This window comes from Rhodopseudomonas pentothenatexigens (assembly GCF_900218015.1).
GTDB lineage: Bacteria > Pseudomonadota > Alphaproteobacteria > Rhizobiales > Xanthobacteraceae > Rhodopseudomonas > Rhodopseudomonas pentothenatexigens.
In genome coordinates this window covers 27,077-51,130 of sequence record NZ_UFQQ01000009.1, presented here as the reverse complement: position 1 = coordinate 51,130, position 24,054 = coordinate 27,077, and the positions used below count along the sequence as shown (strand labels likewise).

At 65.0% G+C, this 24,054-nt stretch carries 21 protein-coding genes; 14 read left to right on the top strand and 7 right to left on the bottom strand.

The genetic code is table 11. From position 1 onward, the window contains the following. Positions 1-7: 7 nt before the first annotated feature. Together DWA33_RS10055 and DWA33_RS10050 are read right to left on the bottom strand one after the other, a co-directional pair. Positions 8-1,117: a polysaccharide biosynthesis/export family protein gene (locus tag DWA33_RS10055; RefSeq protein ID WP_114358077.1), complete on the bottom strand. Its 1,110-nt coding sequence runs from the start codon at positions 1,115-1,117 to the stop codon at positions 8-10. Between the two features lie 357 nt (positions 1,118-1,474). Next, complete coding sequence (locus DWA33_RS10050; RefSeq protein ID WP_114357960.1) at positions 1,475-1,690, bottom strand: hypothetical protein; 216 nt, start codon at positions 1,688-1,690, stop codon at positions 1,475-1,477. 166 nt (positions 1,691-1,856) lie between these two features. Between DWA33_RS10050 and DWA33_RS10045 the strand changes: the two genes are divergently transcribed. From DWA33_RS10045 to DWA33_RS10025, 5 genes are all read left to right on the top strand, one after another. Further along, positions 1,857-2,141: a hypothetical protein gene (locus DWA33_RS10045; RefSeq protein WP_147270235.1), complete on the top strand. Its 285-nt coding sequence runs from the start codon at positions 1,857-1,859 to the stop codon at positions 2,139-2,141. A 379-nt stretch (positions 2,142-2,520) separates the two neighbouring features. Continuing rightward, positions 2,521-3,603, top strand: a complete 1,083-nt coding sequence (locus tag DWA33_RS10040) for an O-antigen ligase family protein (RefSeq protein ID WP_116080215.1) — start codon at positions 2,521-2,523, stop codon at positions 3,601-3,603. Between the two features lie 75 nt (positions 3,604-3,678). Beyond that, entirely contained in the window at positions 3,679-4,851 is a 1,173-nt protein-coding gene (locus DWA33_RS10035) for a glycosyltransferase (RefSeq protein ID WP_114357957.1), read from the top strand. A gap of 5 nt (positions 4,852-4,856) precedes the next feature. Then, a complete protein-coding gene (locus DWA33_RS10030) occupies positions 4,857-5,774 on the top strand; it encodes a glycosyltransferase family 2 protein (protein ID WP_114357956.1) in 918 nt (305 codons plus the stop codon). A gap of 24 nt (positions 5,775-5,798) precedes the next feature. Continuing rightward, entirely contained in the window at positions 5,799-6,656 is an 858-nt protein-coding gene (locus DWA33_RS10025) for a class I SAM-dependent methyltransferase (RefSeq protein WP_114357955.1), read from the top strand. Positions 6,657-6,761: 105 nt separating this feature from the next. Here the strand turns inward: DWA33_RS10025 and DWA33_RS10020 are convergent, their stop codons facing one another. From DWA33_RS10020 to DWA33_RS10010, 3 genes are all read right to left on the bottom strand, one after another. Then, complete coding sequence (locus DWA33_RS10020) at positions 6,762-7,706, bottom strand: hypothetical protein (protein ID WP_114357954.1); 945 nt, start codon at positions 7,704-7,706, stop codon at positions 6,762-6,764. A gap of 244 nt (positions 7,707-7,950) precedes the next feature. Continuing rightward, a complete protein-coding gene (locus tag DWA33_RS10015) occupies positions 7,951-9,519 on the bottom strand; it encodes a substrate-binding domain-containing protein (protein ID WP_114357953.1) in 1,569 nt (522 codons plus the stop codon). A gap of 343 nt (positions 9,520-9,862) precedes the next feature. Beyond that, positions 9,863-10,801, bottom strand: a complete 939-nt coding sequence (locus tag DWA33_RS10010; protein WP_167443176.1) for a peptidylprolyl isomerase — start codon at positions 10,799-10,801, stop codon at positions 9,863-9,865. A gap of 277 nt (positions 10,802-11,078) precedes the next feature. Between DWA33_RS10010 and DWA33_RS10005 the strand changes: the two genes are divergently transcribed. From DWA33_RS10005 to DWA33_RS09990, 5 genes are all read left to right on the top strand, one after another. Then, complete coding sequence (locus DWA33_RS10005) at positions 11,079-13,283, top strand: glycosyl hydrolase family 28-related protein (RefSeq protein ID WP_167443175.1); 2,205 nt, start codon at positions 11,079-11,081, stop codon at positions 13,281-13,283. A 171-nt stretch (positions 13,284-13,454) separates the two neighbouring features. Next, entirely contained in the window at positions 13,455-14,510 is a 1,056-nt protein-coding gene (locus DWA33_RS10000) for an SGNH/GDSL hydrolase family protein (RefSeq protein WP_114357950.1), read from the top strand. After that, positions 14,507-14,941 carry an SxtJ family membrane protein gene (locus DWA33_RS09995; RefSeq protein WP_114357949.1) on the top strand — a complete coding sequence of 145 codons (435 nt, stop codon included), beginning with the start codon at positions 14,507-14,509 and terminating at the stop codon, positions 14,939-14,941. Before DWA33_RS10000 ends, DWA33_RS09995 begins: the two co-directional genes overlap by 4 nt. A 7-nt stretch (positions 14,942-14,948) precedes the next feature. Next, complete coding sequence (locus DWA33_RS25155) at positions 14,949-15,101, top strand: DUF5989 family protein (protein WP_165825180.1); 153 nt, start codon at positions 14,949-14,951, stop codon at positions 15,099-15,101. A 13-nt stretch (positions 15,102-15,114) separates the two neighbouring features. Further along, entirely contained in the window at positions 15,115-16,956 is a 1,842-nt protein-coding gene (locus DWA33_RS09990) for a carbamoyltransferase family protein (RefSeq protein ID WP_114357948.1), read from the top strand. A 128-nt stretch (positions 16,957-17,084) separates the two neighbouring features. Here DWA33_RS09990 and DWA33_RS09985 read toward each other — a convergent pair whose 3' ends face one another. Both DWA33_RS09985 and DWA33_RS09980 read right to left on the bottom strand, forming a co-directional pair. Further along, the gene (locus DWA33_RS09985; protein WP_116080212.1) at positions 17,085-17,846 is read right to left on the bottom strand and encodes a class I SAM-dependent methyltransferase; all 762 of its coding nucleotides are present in this window, start codon (positions 17,844-17,846) and stop codon (positions 17,085-17,087) included. Positions 17,847-17,859: 13 nt separating this feature from the next. Then, entirely contained in the window at positions 17,860-19,209 is a 1,350-nt protein-coding gene (locus DWA33_RS09980) for a polysaccharide biosynthesis protein (RefSeq protein WP_114357946.1), read from the bottom strand. A 313-nt stretch (positions 19,210-19,522) separates the two neighbouring features. Between DWA33_RS09980 and DWA33_RS09975 the strand changes: the two genes are divergently transcribed. The 4 genes from DWA33_RS09975 to DWA33_RS09960 all read left to right on the top strand — a co-directional run bounded on the left by DWA33_RS09975 (position 19,523) and on the right by DWA33_RS09960 (position 24,037). Next, entirely contained in the window at positions 19,523-20,509 is a 987-nt protein-coding gene (locus tag DWA33_RS09975; RefSeq protein WP_114357945.1) for an NAD-dependent epimerase/dehydratase family protein, read from the top strand. Between the two features lie 44 nt (positions 20,510-20,553). After that, a complete protein-coding gene (locus DWA33_RS09970; protein WP_114357944.1) occupies positions 20,554-21,810 on the top strand; it encodes a glycosyltransferase family 4 protein in 1,257 nt (418 codons plus the stop codon). Positions 21,811-21,856: 46 nt separating this feature from the next. After that, the gene (locus tag DWA33_RS09965; protein ID WP_167443174.1) at positions 21,857-23,176 is read left to right on the top strand and encodes an acyltransferase family protein; all 1,320 of its coding nucleotides are present in this window, start codon (positions 21,857-21,859) and stop codon (positions 23,174-23,176) included. A 159-nt stretch (positions 23,177-23,335) separates the two neighbouring features. After that, the gene (locus tag DWA33_RS09960; RefSeq protein WP_114357942.1) at positions 23,336-24,037 is read left to right on the top strand and encodes an FkbM family methyltransferase; all 702 of its coding nucleotides are present in this window, start codon (positions 23,336-23,338) and stop codon (positions 24,035-24,037) included. The last annotated feature ends 17 nt before the right edge of the window (positions 24,038-24,054 follow it).

The following is a 24,054-nucleotide window of genomic DNA, read 5'->3' as shown; positions in this document are numbered from 1 at the left end:
GGGCAGCTCAGCGGAGCCTGCTGTTCAAACGCGCGACATAGATATCATTGACCAGATTGACGCCGCTGTCTGCGGTCCCCACCGCCGTGTTGATGAAGTTCAGCACCTTGGTGATATCGACCTGCGGCGCGTTCGCGACATAGATGACGTCGAAGGGACGCATGTCGACCTTGGTCGCCAGAAAGAAGCCGGCGGGGTCCTGAAAGCTCACGTTGTAAACGATTGGTATCAATCCACCGGCGAAGCGCGAACAGTCGACGCCGAGCCGCTCTGCGACATCGCGCGGCTCGCGGCGATACAGAAAGATCGAACCGGGGTCGGCCTGAAGGTCGAACAATCCGCCTGCCTTGGCGACGGCCTGCGCCAGGTTGATCCGCCATGCGTCGAAATTGAACTCGCCCTGCAGGCCGGTGGCGCCGAAGGCGAGGAACTTCATCGGCTCGCGATATACGTAGATCCGGTCGCCGGGCTGGACATAGATGTTGTTGGACGGCATCGATACCAAGTTGGCGAACGGCACGGTCGCCCGCTTGCCGTTGCGTTCGAGCATTACCCAGGTTTCCCAGCCATTGGCGCTTATGCCTCCTGCCCGGGTGATTGCGTCGGTGATGCGGTCCTGAGCACCGGTTGCCGGCATCGGAAGACGCACCGGCGTGCGGACGTCGCCGAACACGCTGACCAGCGAGGTTCGCTGCTGGCTGAGCGTCACCACCACCTGCGGCTCGATCGCCCGATTCTTGATCCGCTCGACGATCGCGTTCTGGACTTCGACATTGGTTCGGCCGGCGGCGCGGACCAGCCCCGCATAGGGCACGCTGATGTTGCCGTTGTTGTCGACCGCCTGATCCGGCAGATTGACGAAATTTCCCGGACGTACGCCGGCCTCGGTGGGAATGAACAATCCGCCGGCGAACGCCTCGAAGATGGTGATCGCGAGCACGTCGCCGACACCGAAGCGGATGTTGCTCGGAGGACGGCGATCGGTGAAGACGCCCCCCAGAACATTCGGCTCATGCGCCTGCAGCACCTCGACCGCCCGCGCGTCGAGCTTGACCACGGCGAACGGCAGTGTCGAAGCCTGCTCGCTGCGAATCTCCAGGCTGGACGGGCCCGACATCGGAATGAACCCACAGCCGCCGAGCGACGAGGCCCCGAGAACACCGAGACCGACCGCGACTACCAAGCGAATTCGCATCATGACAGGCCAGCACATTGCGAACTGCACCGGCCGTTCGCCGCCATCGCTGTGTGCGCCGGCGGTTCGAGCCCTCGGCCGAGACGCTGTGCTTGTCCGTCGTCGGCTCCCCGATTCAATAGACGTCGCGGCCCCGGCAACAGCGAAATGCAAGCCGGCGCGCCACCGGCCCGACCGGTCGGCCAGCGGGGCGGCCGCTAAGACAGCCATCGCAACGGAATCCCGAATGTCATGTCGCCAGCGCACCGGCCCGGCGAATTTCGGCGAGGGAGCGCAAGCTCAGGTTTCGGTCAGCAGCCGCCGCAGCCGGAGGATTTCCAGCCGGGTTTCGGTCGCGATGCTGTCGAGAAGAGCATTCTCCTGGACCAGTTCCTCGAGGCGCGCCAGAACGGCTGACCTGGTGGCCCCGAGCGCAAACTCGGAGACCGTCGTACTCCGACCGAGCGCCGAAGAAGAGACGAGATAGTTGGACTTGAAACACCTGTCCGAACGCATATGACCCCCCGGCCATCGAGACTGAGCGAAAGCCGCACAAAAGGTGCTCTTCCGATCGTTCTTCCGGCCGGGACGCTAATTATGTTTCTTATCATTGCTGTGACTTCATTAAAATAAATTTAGGGGACCGCACGTTATCGTAACAATGGGTCCGGAGATCAGAAGCGTGCCGCAGATCTGGGTTACTTACGACGAACTAGCTGAAATCATGGGATGCGATCACGCCGGTGCACGCGAGGCCGTCGCCGCGATCCCTCTCGACTGCCGCAAAAGTCGCGACGGTCACACCCGCGCCAAATTGTCGCCTTGGTTGACCGAGGTGTTCTTCGATCGGCTGCTCCAGAAGCGGCTCGACCGCGAGCTCGCAACATGCGCGGGAAACCTGCGCGCGATGCGCGAGCGGATGGAGATCCGCAGTTCGGCCGCGCCCAAATATCAGGCAGCCAGCTGACGCCACGTCGCCCGGCTCGACGTATCACGCCTTCCGACCGACGCGTCGGTCGTGTCGGTGTCGGCGTCGGCGTCGCCGCAGTGGCGCGCAGCCGTCACGCGCGCTTCATCCTCTTGCTACATCATGTCGTGGTGCACACGCGGGTTTCGCACGCGTAGCAGCCACTTCGGTGAAACTTGCCGGCCAGGCACATTTCCCTGAGTTGTAACCGGAGCGCCCGACACCTTTTGTCGTGCCAGCAAGCCAGCCATCGAAGGCCGTGACTGCGACAGATCAAATGCGCACCGCGGTCTCGACAGCGACACCGCTGCCGGGCCGACGACGCTCCACCGCGCTCTCCCTTTCGTTGTGGGCTTGGTGCGCCTGTCTGTTCTTCCCCTTGGCATCTGTCGACGTTTGGGCCGCAGAAGGCGCCACCATTCCGCTGTACCAGATGTATCAGGTCGCGGGCCTGTCGCAGTTCATCCTTGTGTCGTTGGTCGCCGGCCCTGCACGCCCTGTACGAGCGCTGGCGCTTTACAACCCGCTCCAGGCCGCGATCCTCGCGGTCATCCTGCTGTCGATCGGCCTGCAGCTCCACGGTCGGGAAATTGCGGTGCTCGAGGGGACGGTCTACACGCTCCTGCTGCTTGCCGTGATCGTGTGCTTTTCCGCGCTGTGGACCGTGCCGGACCATGAACTGGCCGACTGCTTCGGCGGAATCGCCGTCACGGTTCTGATCTTCTGCGCCTATGCGATCGCCGTACACGGCTGGCCGGTGGACCGCCGCCTCGGCGGCATTCATCCGAACATGCTGGGTTCCGTCATGCTCGCCGGATTCGTGTTTTCCCAGTTCCGCCGCGGATATGTGATGGTTGCGGCGAGGCTCACATGTTTCGTGCTCGCCACCGCCGTGAGTTCCCGCTTCGCCATGGTCGGCTGCGCGCTGGCGTTCCTGGTGTTCGAAGTGACATCGAGACGGCTCGGCGGGCGGCTCGCACTGCTGGCGTTCGCAGCCGCCGCGGCGGCGCTGCTGTTCCCGGACGTGCTGTTCGGGATGCTCGCCCTCGACGATCCCGAGCGCAACCTGAATTCCGGCTTCACCGGTCGCGACGAGCAATGGGCACGCGCGATGGCCGCAATCGCCGAGTCTCCTTTCGGCCTCGGTTTCAAGCGACCCGACACCGAGCAAGCCGGCCATAACGGATTTCTCCGGACCCTGATCGAATTCGGCGTTGTCGGAGGCAGCCTGATGATTGCAGCGCTGGCGGTGATCGTGGTGAAGGCGCTGGCCGAACCGGCGGCGAGCCGGGATCCGGAAGGCCGGCGCATCGCGGCGGCCCGCGCCGGCGGCCTCGCGGCACTGACGTTCGCCTCGTTCTTCCAGCCGCAATTGTTCAATCTCGGCGACATCCACGGCCTCGCCATGATGCTGCTGTTGTTCGGCGTCCGGCCGCACCGTCCAAATCGAATGTTATATTGATAACGTTCAACCGCCGATATCATTAAATCATCACATAGCTTGACTACATCCGTCTCCGGCAGACAGGGGCGGCGGATGCGTGTTCTAAGAGTTCTGGGCAGCCTCGACCCGGCGACGGGTGGCCCTCCCAGCGTCTTCAGCGCCGCGGTGATCGCCACCGCGGCGGCGGACGCCTCGATCGAATGCCTCACCCTGCGCACGCGCGGCCGTGACATCGCCGGATTCCCCGATCATCGGCGCCTGGTGGCCCGCGGCATCGCGGTTCACGCCAAGGGAGGCCTGTTCGGTGCCGCATTGTTTCTGCTGCGGCACGTCCGCCGGTTCGACGTGATCCACGTCGACGGGTGCTGGGTGCCGATCAGCATTCTTGCGGTCGCGCTCGCAAGGCTGTCCGGTCGTCGCAGCGCCGTGACACCGCACGAGACGCTGACCTACGAGGAGCGTCGACGGACCCGATCGCGTTTACGAAAACAGATCAAGCGGCTGATCGTCTGGTTCTACGTCAAGCTGTGCGACTGCGTGATCTATTCGTCAGCGCTCGAAGCGCGGGATTCGCCCGCCCACCGGATGGCGGTGGTGATCCCGCATCCGGTCTACGACGATCTGGAATCGGCGCCGCCTCGTGGTGTGCGCGACGGCTTCGCCGCGGCCGGACAGATCCGGTTCGGCTATCTCGGCCGCTTTCATCCGAAAAAGCATCTCGAATACATCATTTCCGCGGCGGTGCGCGCCAAACGCAGCCAGCTTCTGCTCGCCGGCAGCGGCGACAGAGACTATGAGAGCGAGCTTCGCGCGCTGGACGACGGCAGCGGCCGGATCAGCTGGGTCGGCTTCGTGACCGGCCAGCGCCGTGAGCAGTTCTTTCGCGAAGTCGACTTTGTGGTGCTGGCATCCGAGTACGAGTGCTTCGGCATGGCGGCGGCCGAGGCGCTGGTTCGCGGCATTCCCGCGATTGTCACGAAACGGGTCGGCGTTGCGGACGATGTCGCCGAAACCGGCAGCGGCATCGTGATTGCAAACGGCGCCGATGCGCTGCTCGATGCATTCGAGATGTGCTGCAGCCTCGCTCCCGAGCGCTACGCGGAGCTGCAGCGCAACGCGCTGAGAGCCGCAGCACGATACGGTTATTCGTCGCACGGGTTCGCTCAGGCCTCGCTCTATCGCCGGTTGCTGGAGCTCCCCGAGCCGGATGCCGCATCGCTCTCCCGCAGCCGCAACGCGGCGGCCAGGCAGATCCGATCGAGGTAGCCGACATGTCCCTCGCCGTGATCGTGCTGACCTTCAACGAGGAACGCCACATTGCGCGGGCATTGCGATCCGTCGCACCGATCGCATCCGAGATATTCGTCGTCGACAGTTACTCGACCGACCGCACCGCCGAGTTGGCCAAGAGCCACGGCGCGACCGTGGTCGAGCACGAATTCATCAACTACGCCAAGCAGTTTCAGTGGGCGCTCGACAACCTGCCGATCACCGCCTCGTGGATCATGCGGCTCGATGCCGACGAGATCATCGAGCCCGATCTGGCGGCGCGGATTCGCAGTGAGCTTCCTGCGCTGCCCGCCGATGTCGCCGGCGTCACGCTGAAGCGCAAGACGATGTTTCTCGGCAAGTGGGTCCGACATGGCGGCCGATATCCCATGCTGCTGCTGCGGATCTGGCGGCGCGGCCAGGGCCGCATCGAGAGCCGCTGGATGGACGAGCACATGGTGGTTTGGGGAGGCAAGACGGTCGTGTTCGATGGCGGCTTCGCCGACGACAACCTCAACGACCTGACGTTCTTCATCGACAAGCACAACAAATATGCCACGCGCGAGGCGATCGACATCATCAACCAGCGTCGGCGCTTCCTGCCCCGGGACGGCGACGGAGCCGGCTCGGAAAAGAGTTCGTTGCAGGCCGATTTCAAGCGCTTCGTCAAAGAGAAGATCTACAACCGGACGCCGTATCTGATCAGCGCTTCCGGTTACTTCCTGTACAGGGTGGTGTTTCGTTTCGGCTTTCTCGACGGCAAGCGAGGCCTGCTCTACCACGCATTGCAGGGGCTTTGGTACCGGCTGCTGGTCGGTGCCAAGGTCGACGAGCTCGAGACTGCGCTCGCCGGCCTGGACGACCCCGCGGCAATTCGCGCCGAGATCCGCCGACGCACCGGATTTCGCCTCGACCTCTAGCGCGTTCAATTGGAGCGACCGACAGTGTCCAACGAATCCGGCCAAGCCAGCCTTCGCAAGACCGCCGCGCTGCCCCCCGTCGACGCCGCGCCCGGCTCCCACCTCGCGGCGTCGACGCAGGCGCTGGACAGGGTTCCGGCCGGGTCGGCCACGGCGGTGATCGTCAACCTCGGTTGCGGCACCAAAACTTCGGAGCGGTGCATCAACGTCGACTTCTCGATGTACGCGTTGCTGCGCAGGAATTCCTGGCTGCTGCCGCTGGCGACGCCGGTGATCGGGCGCGAACGTGCCGACCGGGTCCGCGCGATGCGTGGCCCGGTGATCCGGCACAATCTCGCCCGTGGAATTCCGTTCGCGGACCGCTACGCCGATGCGGTGTATCATTCGCACGTGATGGAACATATTCCACGCCAAGCGGTGGTCGGCTTCCAGAAGGAGGTGCTGCGGGTTCTCAAGCCGGGCGGGGTCCAGCGGATCTGCCTCCCCGACCTCGAGCATCTCGTGCGCGACTACGAACGATCGCTTGCCGCGGACGACCTCACCGACACGGCGGCGCAGCGGCACGACGTCTCGGTGGCCGCGATGTTCGAGCAGTGTGTCCGGCAGGAGCCGGCGGGTGTGGGTCGCAGAACCGGCTTTGGTCCTCGGCTGCAGAAGCTGGTGTTGGGCGATGCGCGCGCCCGCGGCGAGATCCATCGCTGGATGTGGGACCGGGTGAACATCCGAACGGTGCTGCGCGAAGCCGGGTTCACCGACATCACGGTTCGAAGCTGGAACGACAGCGCGATCGAGAGCTGGGCCGCCACCGGGCTGGAAGTCGACGGCAGCGGAGGCGAGTACAAGCCGAATTCGCTGTACGTCGAATGCCGCCGGCCGGTGTGAGGCGGCGAACAGTTCCGCTCGTTCGGTGCCGGCGCGGTCTCCGGAACGAGCGGCTGCAGGAACAGCGCGTTCCCGGCGACGAACGTCCAATGGACTCCGCGCCGATCAGCGCTTCTTGAGCACGAACCGGACCTTGTTGGCGAACAGATCCTCGTCGGAGTAGCCGGCAAGCTCGGCGCGGCGCTGAGGGGGCAGATGTTGCTCGCCGAGTCGATGATACGAATCGACCTCTTCAAGGATCTCGAAACGCCGCTCGAACAAGCGTCGATAGTCGCTGCGGCGTAGCTCGTTCAGATAGGTGTCGGCCGGCCGCGCCTGCCCGACGAGATGCCCCCAGGGCGGCGTACGGCCGTCGAGCGGCTCGTTGACGCGGTGCGGATACCAGTCGAGATCGTGACCGCCGGAAATGCCGGTGAAGATCATCGGCGCGATGATCGCCAGCGAGTCGCCGCGCATGCGCTCGGCCATCATATCGAGCAGTGGCGGAATCCGATCCGGCGGAATGTGTTCGAAGACGTCTTCGGACAGCACCAGATCGAGCTCGCGGGGGATCGCTGACCAGGCGGCAGCAGCGGAGGCGTCGCCGCTCAGGAGCCGACGCGCGTCGAATGGGCGCCCCTCGCCGTACCGTGACCGCAGGACCGACGCCAGCTTGCGATATTCCGACGGATCGAAGATCACCCGCCTGACCAGCGACTTCGCGGTGCGAACCATTCCGTTGGCCCGCAGCAACCTGACGATCCGAGGCAGATCGAGACGGTAGACCGGCTCGTCCAGATCGATCCCGACCGCATTGGCGCCGATCCAGTTCAGCGCGATCAGCCGGAACGGGCGCTGACCGTAGCCGATCTCGAGCGCGGTGGCGGTGGCGAGCCGCTTGCCGCCATGTCGGAGCAGCACGTTTTCGTACAACGCGAGGTCGTCGAGAATGACGTCGAAGTTGTCGGCCGCGCGCAGCCGGGCGACGTGCATGCCGAGCACCCCGGCCAGATACAGCATGCGTCCGATCGGTCCGATCCGGTCGTCCTGCGAATTCGATTGCTGGCTCATCTTGGATCAACTCGTTGGCACGACAGCGGAGCCGTGCCGCAGGTGTGCTTTCGGCCATCGGCCTTCGCAGCCGCCTGTGACGATGGAAGCGTCATGGCCCGCCACACTAGCATTTGCATTGCGACGTTCTCGTTGCCCTCGGAAATTTGCGCAGACCAGACGAGACCCGAAAATGGAACGTGCACCCGGCGAGCCGGGTGCACGAGATCATTGCAAGCGGCCGTTTGCGGCCGTGCGGCCGAGATCAGGTAGCGCCGACCTTGCCGACGCACTGATTACCCGGGTTGTTTTCCCAGGTGTTCTGGGGGCGGTAGTTGTCGTTGCCGAGCAGATTGTAGATCTCGGTCAGCCAGACGTTCGGGACCTTGACCAGGCCGTTGGAATTGATGATCGCTTCCACGGCCGAGCTGCCGTACAGACCGAACAGAACGTCGGCGATCTGGACCGGCATGTTGGCGCCCGAGTTGTAGCACTGATACAGTTCGAGCCACGAGAAGCCGGCGATCGGATAGGCGGCCGGCAGCGTCGGGTTCGGCATCACGCCCTGAAGGCTCCAGGCCAGCGGGTTGCCGATGCTGGTGCTGTCGAACACCGGGGTGACCGAGCTCAGCGCCGCAGCGGTCGCGGCGAGGGTCGGCGCTACGAACGTCGGCGAGCCCGACGAGTTGGTGCTGACGTCCCATTCGTTCTGCAGGTTGGCGGTGATCGGCCCGGTCGGCACCGCCGGCTGGGTGAAGTCGGGCGAGACGTAGCCGATCGCACCGTTGGTATTGACCACCTGGTTGACCTGCGCCTGGCTGCCGTTCACGCCGGGGTTGGTGAACGCTGCACCGGTCGGCACCGGGTTGGAGCTGCCGCAAACCGTCGGGAACTGATCCGGCCAGTTTACGCGGTTGGCACCGCGCGGCAGCGCCGGACACACCGACTGGTCACCCCACGGGAAGGCGTAGGACACGGTCGGCGTGCCGGCGACGTTGTAGTCCGGACCGGTGACCGTCGCGCACTGCGCGACCAGCGCCTGCGTGAACAGGAAGTTGGTGCCCGAGCCGTCGAAGCGGTGCACGACGGTGATCTGGCCCGACCCCATCGCCACGCCGCCGTTCGACGCCGTCAGCAGCGGGTTGTCCCAGGTGGTGATCTTGCCGGCGAAAATGCCGCACATCGCCTGACGGGTGATGTTGATCGAGCTGGTCGAACCCGACACGGCCGCGCCGTTCTGGTTCAGCGGGCTGCCCGCGCCGTCCTTGCCGTTGAGCACGATGGTGACCGCACCGCCGACACCCGGCAGCTGGATCATGTTGCCGTACTTGCTCTTCGGACCGTTCGGAGCTTCCCAGGCAATCTGGTCGGCGAGGTTCCAGACGTCGTCGCTGCCCGAGAAATGATAGCCGGCCGACTGCGGATAGGGATAGTTCGGAAGCTGACCCGAGGTGTACGGGATGGTGGTGCTGATCGGATTGGTCAGCGTGTTGTTGTTGTTGGCCTTCAGCGCGGACTTGCCGTTACCGGAACCGGTCGGCGCGTAGTAAACGAAGATGTAGCCCTTGCCGGTCGCGGTGCCGTAAGGCGCAGAAGGGCAGTTCGTGTTGATTGCACGCGGGCCCGGACCGGTAACGTTGTCGTACCCGAGCGGATGATACTGGCAGTCGAACACTTCGCGATACGCGATCGACGGGAAGCTGGCGCCGCCGCCGATGATGTTGATGTAGAAGCCCGGATCCGGATACGGATCGACGGGACCCGCGGCTTGCGCGGGAGCGGCACCCAGGCCGACGATGGCCGAGGTGATGAGTAAATAGCCGAGACGGCGCATGGAATAACCTCCAGGTTATCTGATCTCTTTGAAGATGACTGGTGTCGCCCCCGCCCGGGGTTTGAAGCCGGCTAGGGTGAGCGCATCGTAGCCGGCAATTATGATATTCACGTCTTCGATTTGTGACTTATGTTATCGACGACGCCACATCATCTCATATGACGCATCATGGTCGCGGACCAAACGGTCGAACGATCGCTACGCCGCATAGCGGCCCGCAACCGTTGGTGGCGGTCAGCGACCACAACCGTGCATTCGCGATCGGAACGGATGTTCACGGCGAGCGTCGTGGCATCAGGACGCGACGGAACGGCACGCAAATCCGCGGACTTGACGCCGATGCCTACGGCTTCGGCGCCGCGTCGGCCTGAGTGGGCTTGGTGTCCAGCCGTTCGATCCTGGCGTTGGCACGCAGCCGTTCGATCAGCGCCGTCTGCGCCTGCTTGGCCAGGTTCATCTCGATCCGCTCGCGCACTTGCTGGAAATCCGGCTTCGGCAGTTCGTGCTCGCCGTCGACCATGATGAGATGCCAACCCGCGGCGGTCCTGATCGGGCGCGACACCTTGCCTCGCTCCAGCGCGTAAGCGACGTCGGCGATGTCCTTGCCCATCATCGCGCGCGTGACGAAGCCGCGGTAGCCGCCGTTCTTCTTGGTGGTGGGATCCTCCGACAGCTCCCGCGCGACGACGTCGAACGCTTCGCCTTTGGCGATCCGCGCATAGGCGGCTTCGGCCTTCTGCGCGGCGGCGTCGACGGCCCCCTGATCGGACTTAGCCGCGGACGGCGGGACAATGAAGTCGAGCATGTGGAGCTTCAACTGCGGTTCCTTCGTCATCGACGCGATCAGGCTGTCGTAGGTCTTGCGCACTGCGGCTTCGTTCACCGCCTCGTCGCCCGCGGCCTTGAGCATCTGCTCCATGACGATGCGATTGCGCGCGATCGTCACGCGGCGCTCGATCTCCGCCTGCTCCGACGCCGATCGGGCGGGCGCCGCCTTCGCGAACAGGAGGGTGTCGATCATGAAGTTGATCACGTCGTCGCGACGACCTTCGGGCTGCATCGACAGATTGCGGCCCATCGCGCGATCGGCGGCCTGCAGATCGCTCTCACGGATCTCGACGCCGTCCACGCGGACCACGACGGGATCGTCCGCCTGATCTTGCGGCGCCGGCGCCGGCGCCGCCGCGCGGGCGTCCCGGAGATCGGCGGTGGAGACAGCCGTCAACACCACCGCCATGGCGGTTCCGCGAAGCAGGATCCCGAGCAAGGTGCGCATGCGCATGGCGAAAGTCCTCTCTGACATCACTGACCAGACCATTTCCACTGGCGCCCCGGCGACCGAGTGGCCGGGTCACACAACTCACGCCTCGGCCTGATAGACCCCGATTGCTATGGGGACCGCCGAGATGACGCCGGACGTTAAACTCGATATTTATAACATCCCAATGATCGTCACAGCATGGCCGGACGATACGAACGAGACGACAAAAGCCGCGCGGCAGGCACGATGCGATTCCCGTCGGGGCGCAGGCCCCCGATCGTTGCGTCGAGAGCCGGGATTGTGGCGGGCCTTTCGGCGAGCGCTGCCGCTGCTCGTCTCCATTCTGGCCTGCAACGAGGTGGCGGCGGCACCGGCGATCTTCTGGTTCAATGATCCGGTCGGGCCCGATCAAACGGTCCTCGTCACCGGTGCCGATCTCGATCAGGTCAGCAAGGTCACGGTCGGGCGTATCCCGGACTCCGGCGGCTCACCGCCGGAGAATAAGACGGTCGAAATCCTGCAGCAGGATGCGCAATCGTTGAAGGTCGTGGTGCCGGCGGAGTTTGCGCCCGGGATCTTCGCTCTCGAACTGTCGTCACCGGACGGCCGGATCGGCATCCGCGCCAACCTGCCGACGGTGTATTGGATCCAGGGCGATCTCGGCACGGCGGCGTCGCCGGGCGGCTGGCTGCGGGCGCTCGGGCGCAACATCCTGCGGCGCAGGGATCACGCGCGGCTCGACCTGATCGACGATCGCAGCCCGGGCAACGCCGTGGCATCGCTGCGGGCCAGCGACGGCGATCTCTGGCAGTCCCATTTCGCGATCCCAGGCGACCTCGCGCCGGGCCGTTACCGGTTGCGGCTGTCCAATGGCGACGGTGGCGACAGCGCCACGATCGACGCCGGGACGCTCGAGATCCAGCCGCGCCGGGCTTTCACCGCAACGTCGTTCGACATTCGCGCCTATGGCGGCAACGGCGACGGCCGGAGCGACAACACCATGGCGATGGGCCGCGCACTGGCGGCAGCAGCGCAGGCCGGCGGCGGCACTGTCTATCTTCCACGCGGTCGCTATCTCGTACGCGGCGCGATCGTGGTGCCGCCGAATGTCACGCTCAAGGGCGAGGCCACCCATTTGGTGAACCTGGCGTGGCCGGACCTCGCCGACCCGCCGGAAGCGCTGATCAGCGGAACGACCCATTTCGCGATCGAAGATCTGACCATCTACGCCTCCAACCACAGGCACGTCATCCTCGGCGGATTCTCCGGAGGGAAACCTTTACAAGAGGCGTCCGACATTGCGGTCCGCCGCGTCCGCATTCGCGCGTCGGCGTATCGCGGCCTGATGGATCCGGAGGCGACTTACCGCCGGATGCAGGACATCGAGCGGCAGTTTCCCAGCACGGGTCCCCACACCATCCGTCTCAGCGGGCGCCGGCTCACCGTGACCGACAACGATGTCCTTGGATCGGGCAGCGCCCTGCTGCTGCTCGACGCCAGTGACGCGGTGATCGCGAGTAACATCATCGCCAACGGCCGGTATGGTTGGTACTCGATCACCGGATCCAACCGCGTGATCTTCGAGAACAACACCGTCCGTGCAGCCGATCTGCAAGGCACCGGCGGCGGCATCAACACGCTGTTCAGCACGCTGAACGGCTCCGAAAACGTGTTCATCGGGCGCAACCGGTTTGAAGGCTTGTACGGCGCCGACCGCGAAGCGGTCACCGCGGACGGGCCCGGCGGATTGTATCTCGGGCCCGCAAGGTCGATCGATGCGCGGCAATTGTCCCTGCAAAACATCCCCGTTCCGGTGCCTGCAAGGCCCGATTGGGCCGGTGCCGCAATCATGGTGGTCGGGGGACGCGGCGTCGGTCAGACCGCCCGCGTCGTGGGCACCGCGCGATCGGCGGACGCGTCGGAGCGTCGGCTACGGCTGGACCGGCCGCTGCAGGTGCCGCTGGACCAGACCTCGGTCATCGACGTCACGCTGGCGCGCGAGAACTTCCTCATCGTCGGCAACCGCTTCGAGGATTGCGGCGTCGCTGCTCAGAGCTATGGCACCGGCCTGAACCACGTCATAGCCGACAACATCTCGATCCGCACCGGCGGGTTCTTCGCGATCGGTCTTGTGTATTCGCATGTCCAGCCGGGATGGCAGATCCAGCTGCTCGACAATCACATCGTCGAGGGCAACATCTATCGCGCCGGAACCAGCCGCGCGGTGTTGTCGGAAGAATCCGCGATCGGCGTGCACGCTTATCGCATCGGAGCCGCGTCGAGCGAGACGGTGCTGACACGGGCGGTGATCGTGCGCGGCAACCGGCTCGACGAAGACGCGCATCTCGAAATCAAGTCCTCGCCCTCGATCCACCCTGCGGTTCGCGACGTGGTGATCGAGGACAACGTGGTCGGCGCGTCGCGCATCGGAATTCATATCGACCGCGGCGTGACCGCGATCCTTCAACGCAACAATCTGATCGAGCGAAGGATCACGAAATGACGTGAAACCGCGACGGCTGGTGTGATCGGTCGTCGTGACGCTTCGCCGATTATCACATCGTTGTAACATTGCAACGATATTGACCTTGCTTGCGGTGCATCATATCGCCCGCACCCGAGGCGCCCCGATCGCAGCTTGCCTCGTCACGCCCTGACTGGACGGCTAGTTCGGATGACGTTGGCGCAAACCATACCGACCACGACCTCCCGCCGGGTGAAGATCATCGGCGCGGTCGCCATGCTGATCGTGCTGCTCGTCTCCGCGGAGATCGCCGCGTCGGCGTTCTACTATCTGGTCGTGAAGCCGCAGCTCGACGCCACCAAGGCCGAGCCGGGCCATTACTACCGGGCCTCCGACAACCCGCGCCTGGTCTACGAACTGACCCCGGGCTATCAGGGCAGTCACGACGGCCGCGATCTGCACATCAATTCGCTGGGGTTGCGCGGGCCGGAACTGACCCCCGTCAAGGATCGCCCGCGGATCGCGATCCTGGGCGATTCCGTGACCTTCGGCATCTGGCACGCCGACGCCGAAGCGCTGCCGCATCTCACCGGCGTCGAACTGCAGAACGGCTGTGGCCGCGGTGCCGAGCTGTTGAATTTCGGCGTTCCAGGCTACGGCGCGCAGGAGATCCGCGAGCAGTTCCAGGTCAAGTCGGCGGCCACCTCGCCCGACGCCGCGGTGTATCTGCTCAACCTCAACGACTTCGCCCGCCGCGAAACACCGTATGAAGGCGCCGACGCTGGTCTGTACCGGATGTATCATCCGCCGCTGCTGAAGCTGCCGTTCTTCATCCGCAAGGTTGCGTACCGGTTCGAGAAGGGCACCCTGCTCGGCGGCATGAATCCGACGCTGCAATGGTATCGCTGGCTGATCGGCGGCACCAGCCATCAGACCTTCGACGACATCGAAGCGATGGCCGCCTTCGCCAAGAGCCGTGGCATCAGCTTCGCGGTATTCGTGCTGCCGTCGGGTCTGGCGCTTGAAGGGGGCGCCAACGCCCTGGCCGACGAACACAAGGCGATCGCCGAAGCATTGCAGGCGCGCGGGATCACCGTGGCCGGCGACGCCAGCGGATTTATTCGCACGCCCAGCCTGTTCGATCCCACCGATCATCTGACCGGGCCCGGCAATCACCTCGCCGCGGCCGAACTGGCGATGTTCATCCGCCGCTCGTTCCCCGGGGTCGCCGCGGGAATGAACTGCCAAGCCGCCGGTGTGCAATGAGCAGCAATCGCTTCCACGAGACCCTGAAGCGGGCGGACGACGTCCGCATCGGCTCGAACCGCAGCTTCGGCTTCGTGTTCGCCGCGGTGTTCCTGATCCTCGGGCTGCTGCGCTTCCGCCACGGTCTCGACCTGTGGATGTCGGTCTGGCTCGGTGCCTCGGCCGCAACTGTGGCGGTGACGCTGATCGCGCCGCGGCTGCTAGGCCCGTTCAACCGGCTCTGGTTCAGGTTCGGCCTGCTGCTGCACAAGATCGTCAGTCCCCTGGTGATGGGGCTGATCTTCTTCGGCGTCGTGACGCCGACGGCGATGGTGATGCGGCTGCGCGGCAAGCGGCCGCTGAACCTCGCTTTCGACCCCGAAGCGACCACCTACTGGATCGCTCGCGATCCGCCGGGGCCGAAACCAGCCACTTTCCAAAACCAGTTCTGAGGCAGTCATGGCGAGCTTGATCGGCGAATTGTGGGCCTTCATGAAAGTTCGGCGCAAGTTCTTCCTGGCACCGATCGTCGTCATGGCCATCGTGTTCGGCGGCCTGCTGATCCTGACTCAGGGATCGGCGATCGCGCCCTTCATCTACACGCTCTTCTGAGGGCGATGATCTCATGCGCGTGCTCGGCATTTCCGCCTACTATCACGACTCCGCCGCCGCCCTGGTGGTCGACGGACACATCGTGGCGGCGGCACAGGAGGAGCGCTTCACGCGCAAGAAGCACGATTCTGGTTTTCCCGACCACGCCGTCGCCTATTGCCTCGACGCGGCCGGCCTGTCGCTGACCGACGTCGACTACGTCGCTTTCTACGAAAAGCCGTTCCTGAAGTTCGAGCGCCTGATCGAGACCTACGTCGCCTTCGCGCCGCGCGGCTTCGAGTCGTTCCGGATGGCGATGCCGCTGTGGATGAAGGAAAAGCTGATGCAAAAGCGGCTGCTCAGCGAGCAGCTGCGCAGGCGCGACGCGCTTCCCGCCGACGTTCTGGACGGCAAGCTGCTGTTCTCGGAGCATCATCTCAGCCACGCCGCGAGCGCATTCTATCCCTCGCCGTTCCGCGAGGCGCTGGTCCTCACCATGGACGGCGTCGGCGAGTGGCCGACCACGTCGGTCGCGATCGGCCACGACCACAGGATCGAAGTCACCAAGGAAATTCACTTCCCGCACTCGCTCGGGCTGCTGTATTCGGCCTTCACCTACTACACCGGCTTCAAGGTCAACTCCGGCGAGTACAAGGTGATGGGTCTCGCGCCCTATGGCGAGCCGCGCTTCGTCGACACCATCATGTCGAACGTCGTCGACGTGAAGGACGACGGCTCGTTCAGGCTGAACCAGGACTACTTCAACTACTGCACCGGCCTGACGATGTCGAACGACCGTTTCGCGGCGCTGTTCGGCGCGCCGGTGCGTTCGGCGGATCAGCCGCTGACGCAATTCCACATGGACGTGGCGGCGTCGGTGCAGGCCGTCACCGAGGAGATCGTGCTGCGGCTGTGCCGCTCGCTGCGCCGGGAATACGGCCTGTCGAAGCTGTGTCTCGCCGGCGGCGTCGCGCTCAACTGCGTTGCGAACGGCAAGGTCTGGCGCGAAGGCATTTTTTCGGACATCTGGGTGCAGCCGGCGGCGGGTGACGCCGGCGGCGCGCTCGGCGCGGCGCTCGCTGCCTATCACGGCAATTTCGAGAAGCCGCGGGTCGTCACGAACGAGCTCGACGCAATGTCCGGGAGTTATCTCGGCCCCGGGTTCAGCCAACCCGAGATCGAAACGCGGCTCAGCAGCGTCGGCGGACGGTTCACCGTGCTGGACGACGACGCACTGATCGACGAAACGGTTCAGGCGCTGATCGACGAGAAGGCGGTCGGGTGGATGCAAGGACGCATGGAGTTCGGCCCGCGCGCGCTCGGCGGCCGCTCCATTCTCGGCGATCCGCGCAGCCCGACGATGCAGAAGACCCTGAACCTGAAAGTGAAGTACCGCGAATCGTTTCGCCCGTTCGCGCCTTCGGTGCTGCGCGAGGACGTCCAGGACTGGTTCGACTACGACGACGACAGCCCGTATATGCTGATGGTCGCCGACGTCGCCGCGCGCCATCGCAAGACCATGAGCGAGGAGGAGAAAGCGCTGTTCGGCATCGACAAGCTCAACGTGCCCCGCTCGACCATTCCGGCCGTCACTCATGTCGATTATTCGGCGCGAATTCAGACGGTGCACAAGGAGACCAATCCCCGTTATCACCGGTTGATCTCGCGCTTCAAGGAGCGCACCGGGTGCCCTGTTCTGGTCAACACCAGCTTCAACGTACGCGGCGAGCCGATCGTGTGCTCGCCCGAGGATGCGTTTCGCTGCTTCATGGGCAGCGAGATCGAACTGCTGGTGGTGGGAAACTGCATTCTGCGCAAGCCGGATCAGGATCCGAAACTGAAGCTGAATTACGAGACCGCGTTCGAGCTGGACTAACCGCCCTCCCATCGATCGGCCGCAGCGAGATCGCTACCAAGTTCTCCTGGCGCGTGTCCCCCCAGCATCGGTCCCGATTCCATCGAACGCAGAACGGTCCTGATCCGCAGAAAAGTCGCCGGCGCGGCTCAGCGGCTGCAGACCGGCAGTCGATCGAACGACCACACCGCCAGCCGCCGACCGGGGATCTGTGCGGAATCGTCGAGCCAATGGTCCGGTTCGGGAAACCGGAACGGCGCCAGCTGCAAGTTGAGCACGCGGTAGTCGCCGCAGCGGATGTCGGCGTTGAACAGTGTCGAGGCGTCGGTCGTGGCGATCAGCCATCGTCGCGGCTTCGCCCCAACGTTTCGCAGCACGGCCGCGATCTCGGCGAAGCCGAGGTGAAACAGCACCTCGCGGCACAGCACGGTGTCGGCGTCGGGCAACTCCCCGATCATGGCATCGCGGCAGTAGAAGCGCCGCCGCGCCGAGCCATGCATTTCGATGTTGCGCCTGACCACGCTCTCGACCACGTCGACGCCGATGTAGTCGATGCCGAGGTCGATCGTGCTCATCCAGGTCAGGTCGCCGCAGCCGACATCGAGCAGGGTCTCCGCTCCGATGGCTCCGAGCAGCGAAGGCAGTCCTTCGCGCACGCTCCTGGTCGCGGCGAGCGTCGAGCCGGTGCCGGACAGCGGCACGTCGCCGGTGCCGCCGGTCCACAGCCCGACGTCGTAGATCTCGCCGAACCGCGCGGCCAGCGTCCCGTTGCGGAAGTGCCCGACCGAGAAGCCCTTGGCGCTCCGAACGCCATCGACCAGCCGGTGCATGGCGAGCCGGGTCAGCGCATGGCGGACGACTTCCTTGGCGGTGCGATGGATCAGATGTCTGGCGGTGACCTGCATCGTCATTCTCTTCGAGGCCTCAGGCGGGGTGGTGGACCGGCTTCGCCGCCGCCGCGAACGCCCGGCGGCGCAGGTGGAGATACATCAGAGCGGAACCGAGCAGATGGAAACTCATTTCGCCGATCACGAAGGCGTAGATGCCGCAGGGTCCGATCATCGCGTAGCTGACGGCGATTCCGACCAGCGTGCTGACAGCTACGATCTTGGCGCTGGCGGCGTAGTCGGCCATCGCCGCCATCCCCTGGATCATGATCAGCAACGCCGAGATCGTCACGATCGACGGTGAATAGGCCGCCAGCAGATGCGCGGCGTTGCTGAAGCCGTACTGCGGAACGGTCAGTGCCGCCAGGCAGGCCAGCAGCGTTCCCAGCGCGAGCGTCACCGCCGAAACGATCGACGTGACCTGCGAGCGAAGAATAGCGGACAGACCGAGATGCTCGCACGCTGCGGCGCGCTCGACCAGTGCCGGAAAGTCCACGCGGGTGACGAATCCGACCAGCATCGTCATCGCGACCACGATCTGCTTGGCGTAGATGAACAGCGCCGTCGCTTCGGTGCCGAGAAACGTGGCGCTCAGCAGCAGCTGGGCGCGCAGGATGAGCTGGCCGGGGATGAATTGCAGCAGCAGTGCGAAACCGTCCCTGGCGGACCGGACCACGCCCTCGCGGCAGGGCCGGCTCCAGCGCGGACCGCGGCCGAGGCGTATCAGCACGATCCATTGTGCAAGCACGGTCACGGCGTGACCGAGCGAGAACGCAGCGCCGAGAACGAAGCCCGCCGTCTCCGGCGAAGCATCCGCCGTCAAGGCGAGTGCGAACGCCGAGGTCGCGAAGGCGATCGCGCCGGTCAGGCCGCTCAGCCCGCTGAGCTTCAGGCCGTCGAGCATTCCGACCGCGTTCGCCGACCAGATCAGCAGGCCCGGGACGCTCGCCAGTAGATAGGTCCGAGAAAGCGGATCCGAGATCGGCAGCAGCGCCACCATCAATGCGCCGGCAGCCATGACGACCGCTGTCGACAGCCGAACCACCGCGGTGTCCCAAAACAACCGCCAAATCGCGGTGCGCGATCCGTCGGCGGGCAATCTCGCGACCTGCCGCGCCAGCGTGGTGGTGGAACCGGCGTCGATTACGAAGATGCCGAGCATCAGGAACGAGAAATGCGTGCCGAATGCCGACAGCAGATCGAACTTGCCCTGCGCGAACAGCCATGTCTGCACCGCGAAGATCGCGCCCTGGCCGATGCCGTAGCCGCCGACCAGCAACCCGACATTGGCGACCCGTCGCCATTGCTTCCGAGCCGCCTCCGGCGCTTGGGCATGCTCCCTGACCGGCTCCTTGCTGTTGCCGAGGCGAAAGCCGCGCGCGCCCATCGAGCCCCTCGCCAATTGTGATCCGACTCCGCCTGTTGTCGGGCAGGCGCCACGGCACAGGCGCCGCACGCGGGTTCGGGTCGGCGCGGCCCTCCGTTTGACGATATCATCACGACAAACGAATGATACCAAAAAGACAGTTCGGTGATACGACAAACGATGTGCGACAGCTCAAAAAAACTGCCGCACGGCGGCTGTTTCTTGCATCCGGAATGCGCTTGCGCCGAGTTATAATAACTAGTATATCGCATCGCATGATAACGTGATGTTCACCAATTGATAGCGTCGCGTGCGAATGGTGAGGGGTGGTTCAATGAAGCGAGCTCTTGTTTGCGGCGCCGGCGGCTTTATCGGCAACCACCTCGTCACGGAACTCAAACGTGAAGGGTTCTGGGTTCGCGGCGCGGACCTGAAATATCCCGAGTACAACACCACCGATGCCGACGATTTCGCCATCGCCGATCTGCGCGACCCTGCCAATTGCCGCGCCATCATTGACGGCAGGTTCGACGAGATCTACCAGCTCGCCGCCGACATGGGCGGAGCCGGCTACATCTTCACCGGCGAGAACGACGCCCACGTTCTGCACAATTCGGCGATGATCAACCTGAACATCCTCGATGCGGCCAGCAAGCGCAACTGCCGGCGGATTTTCTACTCGTCTTCGGCCTGCATCTATCCGGATCACAATCAGCGCGATCCGCTGGCGCCGATCACCGCCGAGTCCAGCGCCTATCCGGCCAATCCCGACAGCGAATACGGCTGGGAGAAACTGTTCAGCGAGCGGCTGTATCTCGCCTATCATCGCAACCTCGGTCTCGAGGTGCGGATCGCACGCTTCCACAACATCTTCGGACCGCTCGGCACCTGGACCGGCGGTCGCGAGAAAGCGCCGGCGGCGATCTGCCGCAAGGTCGCCGCCGCCCGCGACGGCGACGAGATCGAGATCTGGGGCGACGGCGAGCAGACCCGCTCGTTCCTGTATATCGACGAATGCCTGGCCGGCGTGCTCAAGCTGACCCGTTCGAACTATCTCGGGCCCGTCAATATCGGATCCGAGGAAATGGTCAGCATCAATCAGCTCGCCGACATGGCGATGGCGATCGCGGGCAAGACCCTGCACAAGCGCCACATTCCGGGTCCGACCGGGGTGCGCGGCCGCAACTCCGACAACCAACTGATCCGGCGTGTGCTCGATTGGGAGCCGTCGGCGCCGCTGATCGTCGGACTGGAGAAGACCTACCAGTGGATCGAGGCGCAGGTGCATGCGACCTCGAGCGTCAACAGCATGGCGGCCTGACCGCCGCGACATCCTTCAAACCGGCCGGTGGACGGGGCAAGTGCATGCGTATCTACGTCTGTGAATATTCCGGTCATCCGTTTCAGGTCCAGCTCAGCCGCGAGTTGGCGCGGCGCGGCAATCGCGTGGTGCACGCGTATTTTTCCGACTTTCAGACCCCGAAAGGCAGCCTGCAGCTCGGCCCCGGCGATCCGCCGACGCTGGAGATCACGCCGCTGAGCCTCGGCAAGCCGTTCTCGAAATACGGCCTGGTGAAGCGGCGCTTTCAGGAGATCCGCGTCGGGCGGCTGATCGCGCAGCGGATCGGCGAGTTCGAGCCGGACATCGTGATCGGCTGCAATCTGCCGATCGACGCCCTCGACGCGGTGGTGACGCTTTGCGACCGGCAGCGGCGGCCGTTCGTGTTCTGGCAGCAGGACATCTACAGCAAGGCGATCGGCGACCTGCTCGGCGAGCGTCTCGGCATGGCCGGCCGGCTGATCGGTCGATACTATCAAATGCTGGAGCGCAAGGCCGCGGCGCGCAGCTCCGCGATCGTGGTGATCGCCGACGATTTTCGGCACACGCTCGAAGCCGAGTTCGGCGTCGACGGCCGGCGCATTCACACCGTCGAGAACTGGGCGCCTCTCGACGAGATCTCGCCGCGGCCGAAGAGCAACGACTGGTCCCGTCGTCACGGCCTGGATGATTGTGACGTCGTGCTGTACACCGGCACGATCGGATTGAAGCACGATCCGGCGCTGATCCTCGAGGTGGCGAAATCGATCGCGTTGCGCCCGCACACGCGGATGGTCGTGACCTCGGAAGGACGACACGCCGACTGGCTGGCGCAGCAAGCCGCCGAGCTGCCCGGCGCGCCGCTGCTGGTCCTGCCGTTCCAGGATTTCAAATCGTACTCCGACGTGCTCGGCAGCGCCGACGTGCTGATCGCCATCCTGGAAAGCGACGCCGGGACGTTCTCTGTCCCCTCCAAGGTGCTCAGCTATCTGTGCTCCGGACGATCGATCGTGCTGAGCGCCCCGCCCGCGAATCTCGCGTCGCGCACCATTCAGCGGGCCAACGCCGGCTACGCGGTGCCCGTCGGAGACGTCGCCGGCTTCGTCGGCGCGATCAACACCTTGCTCGACGATCCCGACCGCCGCACCGCCTTCGGCGCCAACGGCCGCACCTATGCCGAGCGCAGCTTCGACATCGGCAAGATCGCCGACCGGTTCGACGCGATCATCGGCTCGGTGCGCGCGGACCAGCGCAGGGACGCGCGGCACGGCCGGGTCGATCTTCCCGCGCTCAGCCCGCGCTGAGCGGCTCGCTCTCGGAACGGCACGAATACAGCAAGCGGACGGCCTCATGAGCATATTGTCGGAGCTGCCCCAGCGACTGCGACGCGTGACGTCCGGCGGCGCCTACGTTCCCCAGATCGACGGGCTTCGATTTCTCTCAGTGATGCCGATCCTGTTCTTCCACTCCGGCCTGCGCGCCGGACGGATGATGCCCGATCCGGTCGCCGGCGAGGCGACGATCACGGCGTGGTTTCCGTTCGCCGGCTTCGCCGTGACGCTGTTCTTCTTCATCAGCGGCTACATCATCGCCTATCCGTTTCTCGCAGGGCGACCGCCGAAGCTGTCGCACTTCTACAGGCGGCGCCTGCTGCGACTCGAGCCGCCGTACTTCGTGGTGATGATCGGCTGCTTCGTCATCCTCAGCCTTTATACCCCGGTCAGCGCGCCGAACTTCACCTTCACCGAGGCTCCGCTGTGGCAGAGCCTGGCCGCGAGCCTGACCTACTCGCACGGACTCATTTTCGGCCAGAGCCCGCGGCTCAATCCGCCGGCCTGGACGCTGGAACGCGAGGTGCAGTTCTATCTGCTCGCTCCGTTCCTGATCATGGCGTATCTGTCGATCAAGAACCGCGCCCTGCGGCTTTGGTTCGGCGGCTGCGCGCTGCTGGCGCTGATCGTGCTCGGCGAGACGTTGCGGCACCAGCTTCCGTTCGAGCATCCGCTTCGGCATACCCTGTTCGGCGAGAGTTACGGCTTCATCCTCGGCGTCCTGGTTTGCGACTATTCGGTCGCCGTGCGACCGTTCGAGCAGCCGCCGCGGCGACGCTACGACGTCCTGCTCGTGGTCGGATACATCGGGATGATGCTCACCGGCACCGCCGAACTCAGGAACATCCAATTCGGCTATTCCGAGCCCACCCTCGCGATCGCGACCGGCAGCCTGAACGCCTTGGCCCGCGCGAGCTGCATTTTCCTGGTGTTTCTGGGAGCCGCACGCGGTCCGGTCGGACGCGTGCTGCTGGCATCGCCCTGGGTCGCGCTGATCGGCGGCGCCTGCTATTCGATCTATCTGCTGCATCTTCCGCTGATGCACGCGATGGCGGCGGTGCTGGAGCGCCAGTTTCAGCCGGACTCCTTGATCGTCGCAACGGCGCTGTGCTGGGCGATCCTCGTCCCTGCCTGCATTGCCGTCGGCCTGGTGTTCTACGCATTGATCGAGCGCCCGTGCATGCGGCCGAATTGGCCCTCCGAACTGGCGATGGCCGCTCGTCGCGTCCTGGCCGGCGTCCGCCGTCTCGGGCGACGTCAGGCGACGACGCCGAACGCCGCCGATGCGCAGCCGGTCGCGCTGGCCGTTACCGAACGATTGCACGAACGTGTCAACTAGATCCGGTCGTCGCCCCGGACGCGCAGACGGTGGCCGCACGTTAGCCCCGGCATCCGCAGGGGCGATCGTCGATGCGGGAGCGGACCCATTCACAACTATCTGAAATACGCCCTCGCCGCCTGCCAGCCGGCCTACTGGCCGGCGCTGCGGCGTCGGGTGATGCCGGCGCTGGAACACGGCCGGCTGTTCGACGATGTCAGCGTCGCGACCTTGATCGACGTCGGCGCCAATCGCGGCCAGTTCTCGCTGCTGGTGCGGCACCGCTTTCCCAAAGCGCGGATCCACGCCTTCGAGCCGCTGGCGCCGGAACGCGAGCGGCTGCAGGCGGTGGTGTCCGCGCCGTTGACCTGTCATCCGGTCGCGCTCGGTGCGACCCGACGTCAGGCGACGTTTCACGTCACCTCCAAGCGTGACAGCTCGTCGCTGCTACTGCCGGGCGCGACCCAGCAGGCCGCCAGCGGCGTGACGCGGACCGGTTCGATCACCGTGCAGGTCGAACGGCTGCCCGATGTGCTCGACGTCGCCGGGCTGCCGCGGCCGATCCTGATGAAGCTCGACGTGCAGGGCGGCGAGCTCGACGTCATCGCGGGCGCAGCAAGCGTCCTGCCGCTGATCGACGCGATCTATACCGAAGTCTCGTTCGTCACGCTGTACGAACAGCAGCCGCTCGCAACCGAGATCACCACGTTCCTGGACCAGCACGGCTTCGCATTGCGCGGCGTCTACAATCACTTCTTCTCGCCGGGAATCGGACCGACCCAGGCCGACTTCCTGTACGTCCGCTCGGCGCGGTCGCCCCGGGCAACCGCTGCGAGCGCCAGCGGCGAAGCCGCCGCGAGCCTACGCCACGAGCACGCCTGACGACGCCGAGCCGACCG

Excerpts from the sequence above, each read along its gene's own strand:
- DWA33_RS10050 (WP_114357960.1), bottom strand. The coding sequence starts at position 1,690 with ATGCGTTCGGACAGGTGTTTCAAGTCCAACTATCTCGTCTCTTCTTCG.
- DWA33_RS10010 (WP_167443176.1), bottom strand. The coding sequence starts at position 10,801 with ATGCGCATGCGCACCTTGCTCGGGATCCTGCTTCGCGGAACCGCCATG.
- DWA33_RS10035 (WP_114357957.1), top strand. The coding sequence starts at position 3,679 with ATGCGTGTTCTAAGAGTTCTGGGCAGCCTCGACCCGGCGACGGGTGGC.
- DWA33_RS09965 (WP_167443174.1), top strand. The coding sequence starts at position 21,857 with ATGAGCATATTGTCGGAGCTGCCCCAGCGACTGCGACGCGTGACGTCC.
- DWA33_RS10055 (WP_114358077.1), bottom strand. The coding sequence starts at position 1,117 with ATGTCGGGCCCGTCCAGCCTGGAGATTCGCAGCGAGCAGGCTTCGACA.
- DWA33_RS25155 (WP_165825180.1), top strand. The coding sequence starts at position 14,949 with ATGGCGAGCTTGATCGGCGAATTGTGGGCCTTCATGAAAGTTCGGCGC.
- DWA33_RS10020 (WP_114357954.1), bottom strand. The coding sequence starts at position 7,706 with ATGAGCCAGCAATCGAATTCGCAGGACGACCGGATCGGACCGATCGGA.
- DWA33_RS09960 (WP_114357942.1), top strand. The coding sequence starts at position 23,336 with ATGCCGGCGCTGGAACACGGCCGGCTGTTCGACGATGTCAGCGTCGCG.
- DWA33_RS10030 (WP_114357956.1), top strand. The coding sequence starts at position 4,857 with ATGTCCCTCGCCGTGATCGTGCTGACCTTCAACGAGGAACGCCACATT.
- DWA33_RS09975 (WP_114357945.1), top strand. The coding sequence starts at position 19,523 with ATGAAGCGAGCTCTTGTTTGCGGCGCCGGCGGCTTTATCGGCAACCAC.
- DWA33_RS10015 (WP_114357953.1), bottom strand. The coding sequence starts at position 9,519 with ATGCGCCGTCTCGGCTATTTACTCATCACCTCGGCCATCGTCGGCCTG.
- DWA33_RS10000 (WP_114357950.1), top strand. The coding sequence starts at position 13,455 with ATGACGTTGGCGCAAACCATACCGACCACGACCTCCCGCCGGGTGAAG.
- DWA33_RS09980 (WP_114357946.1), bottom strand. The coding sequence starts at position 19,209 with ATGGGCGCGCGCGGCTTTCGCCTCGGCAACAGCAAGGAGCCGGTCAGG.
- DWA33_RS09970 (WP_114357944.1), top strand. The coding sequence starts at position 20,554 with ATGCGTATCTACGTCTGTGAATATTCCGGTCATCCGTTTCAGGTCCAG.
- DWA33_RS09990 (WP_114357948.1), top strand. The coding sequence starts at position 15,115 with ATGCGCGTGCTCGGCATTTCCGCCTACTATCACGACTCCGCCGCCGCC.
- DWA33_RS09985 (WP_116080212.1), bottom strand. The coding sequence starts at position 17,846 with ATGACGATGCAGGTCACCGCCAGACATCTGATCCATCGCACCGCCAAG.
- DWA33_RS09995 (WP_114357949.1), top strand. The coding sequence starts at position 14,507 with ATGAGCAGCAATCGCTTCCACGAGACCCTGAAGCGGGCGGACGACGTC.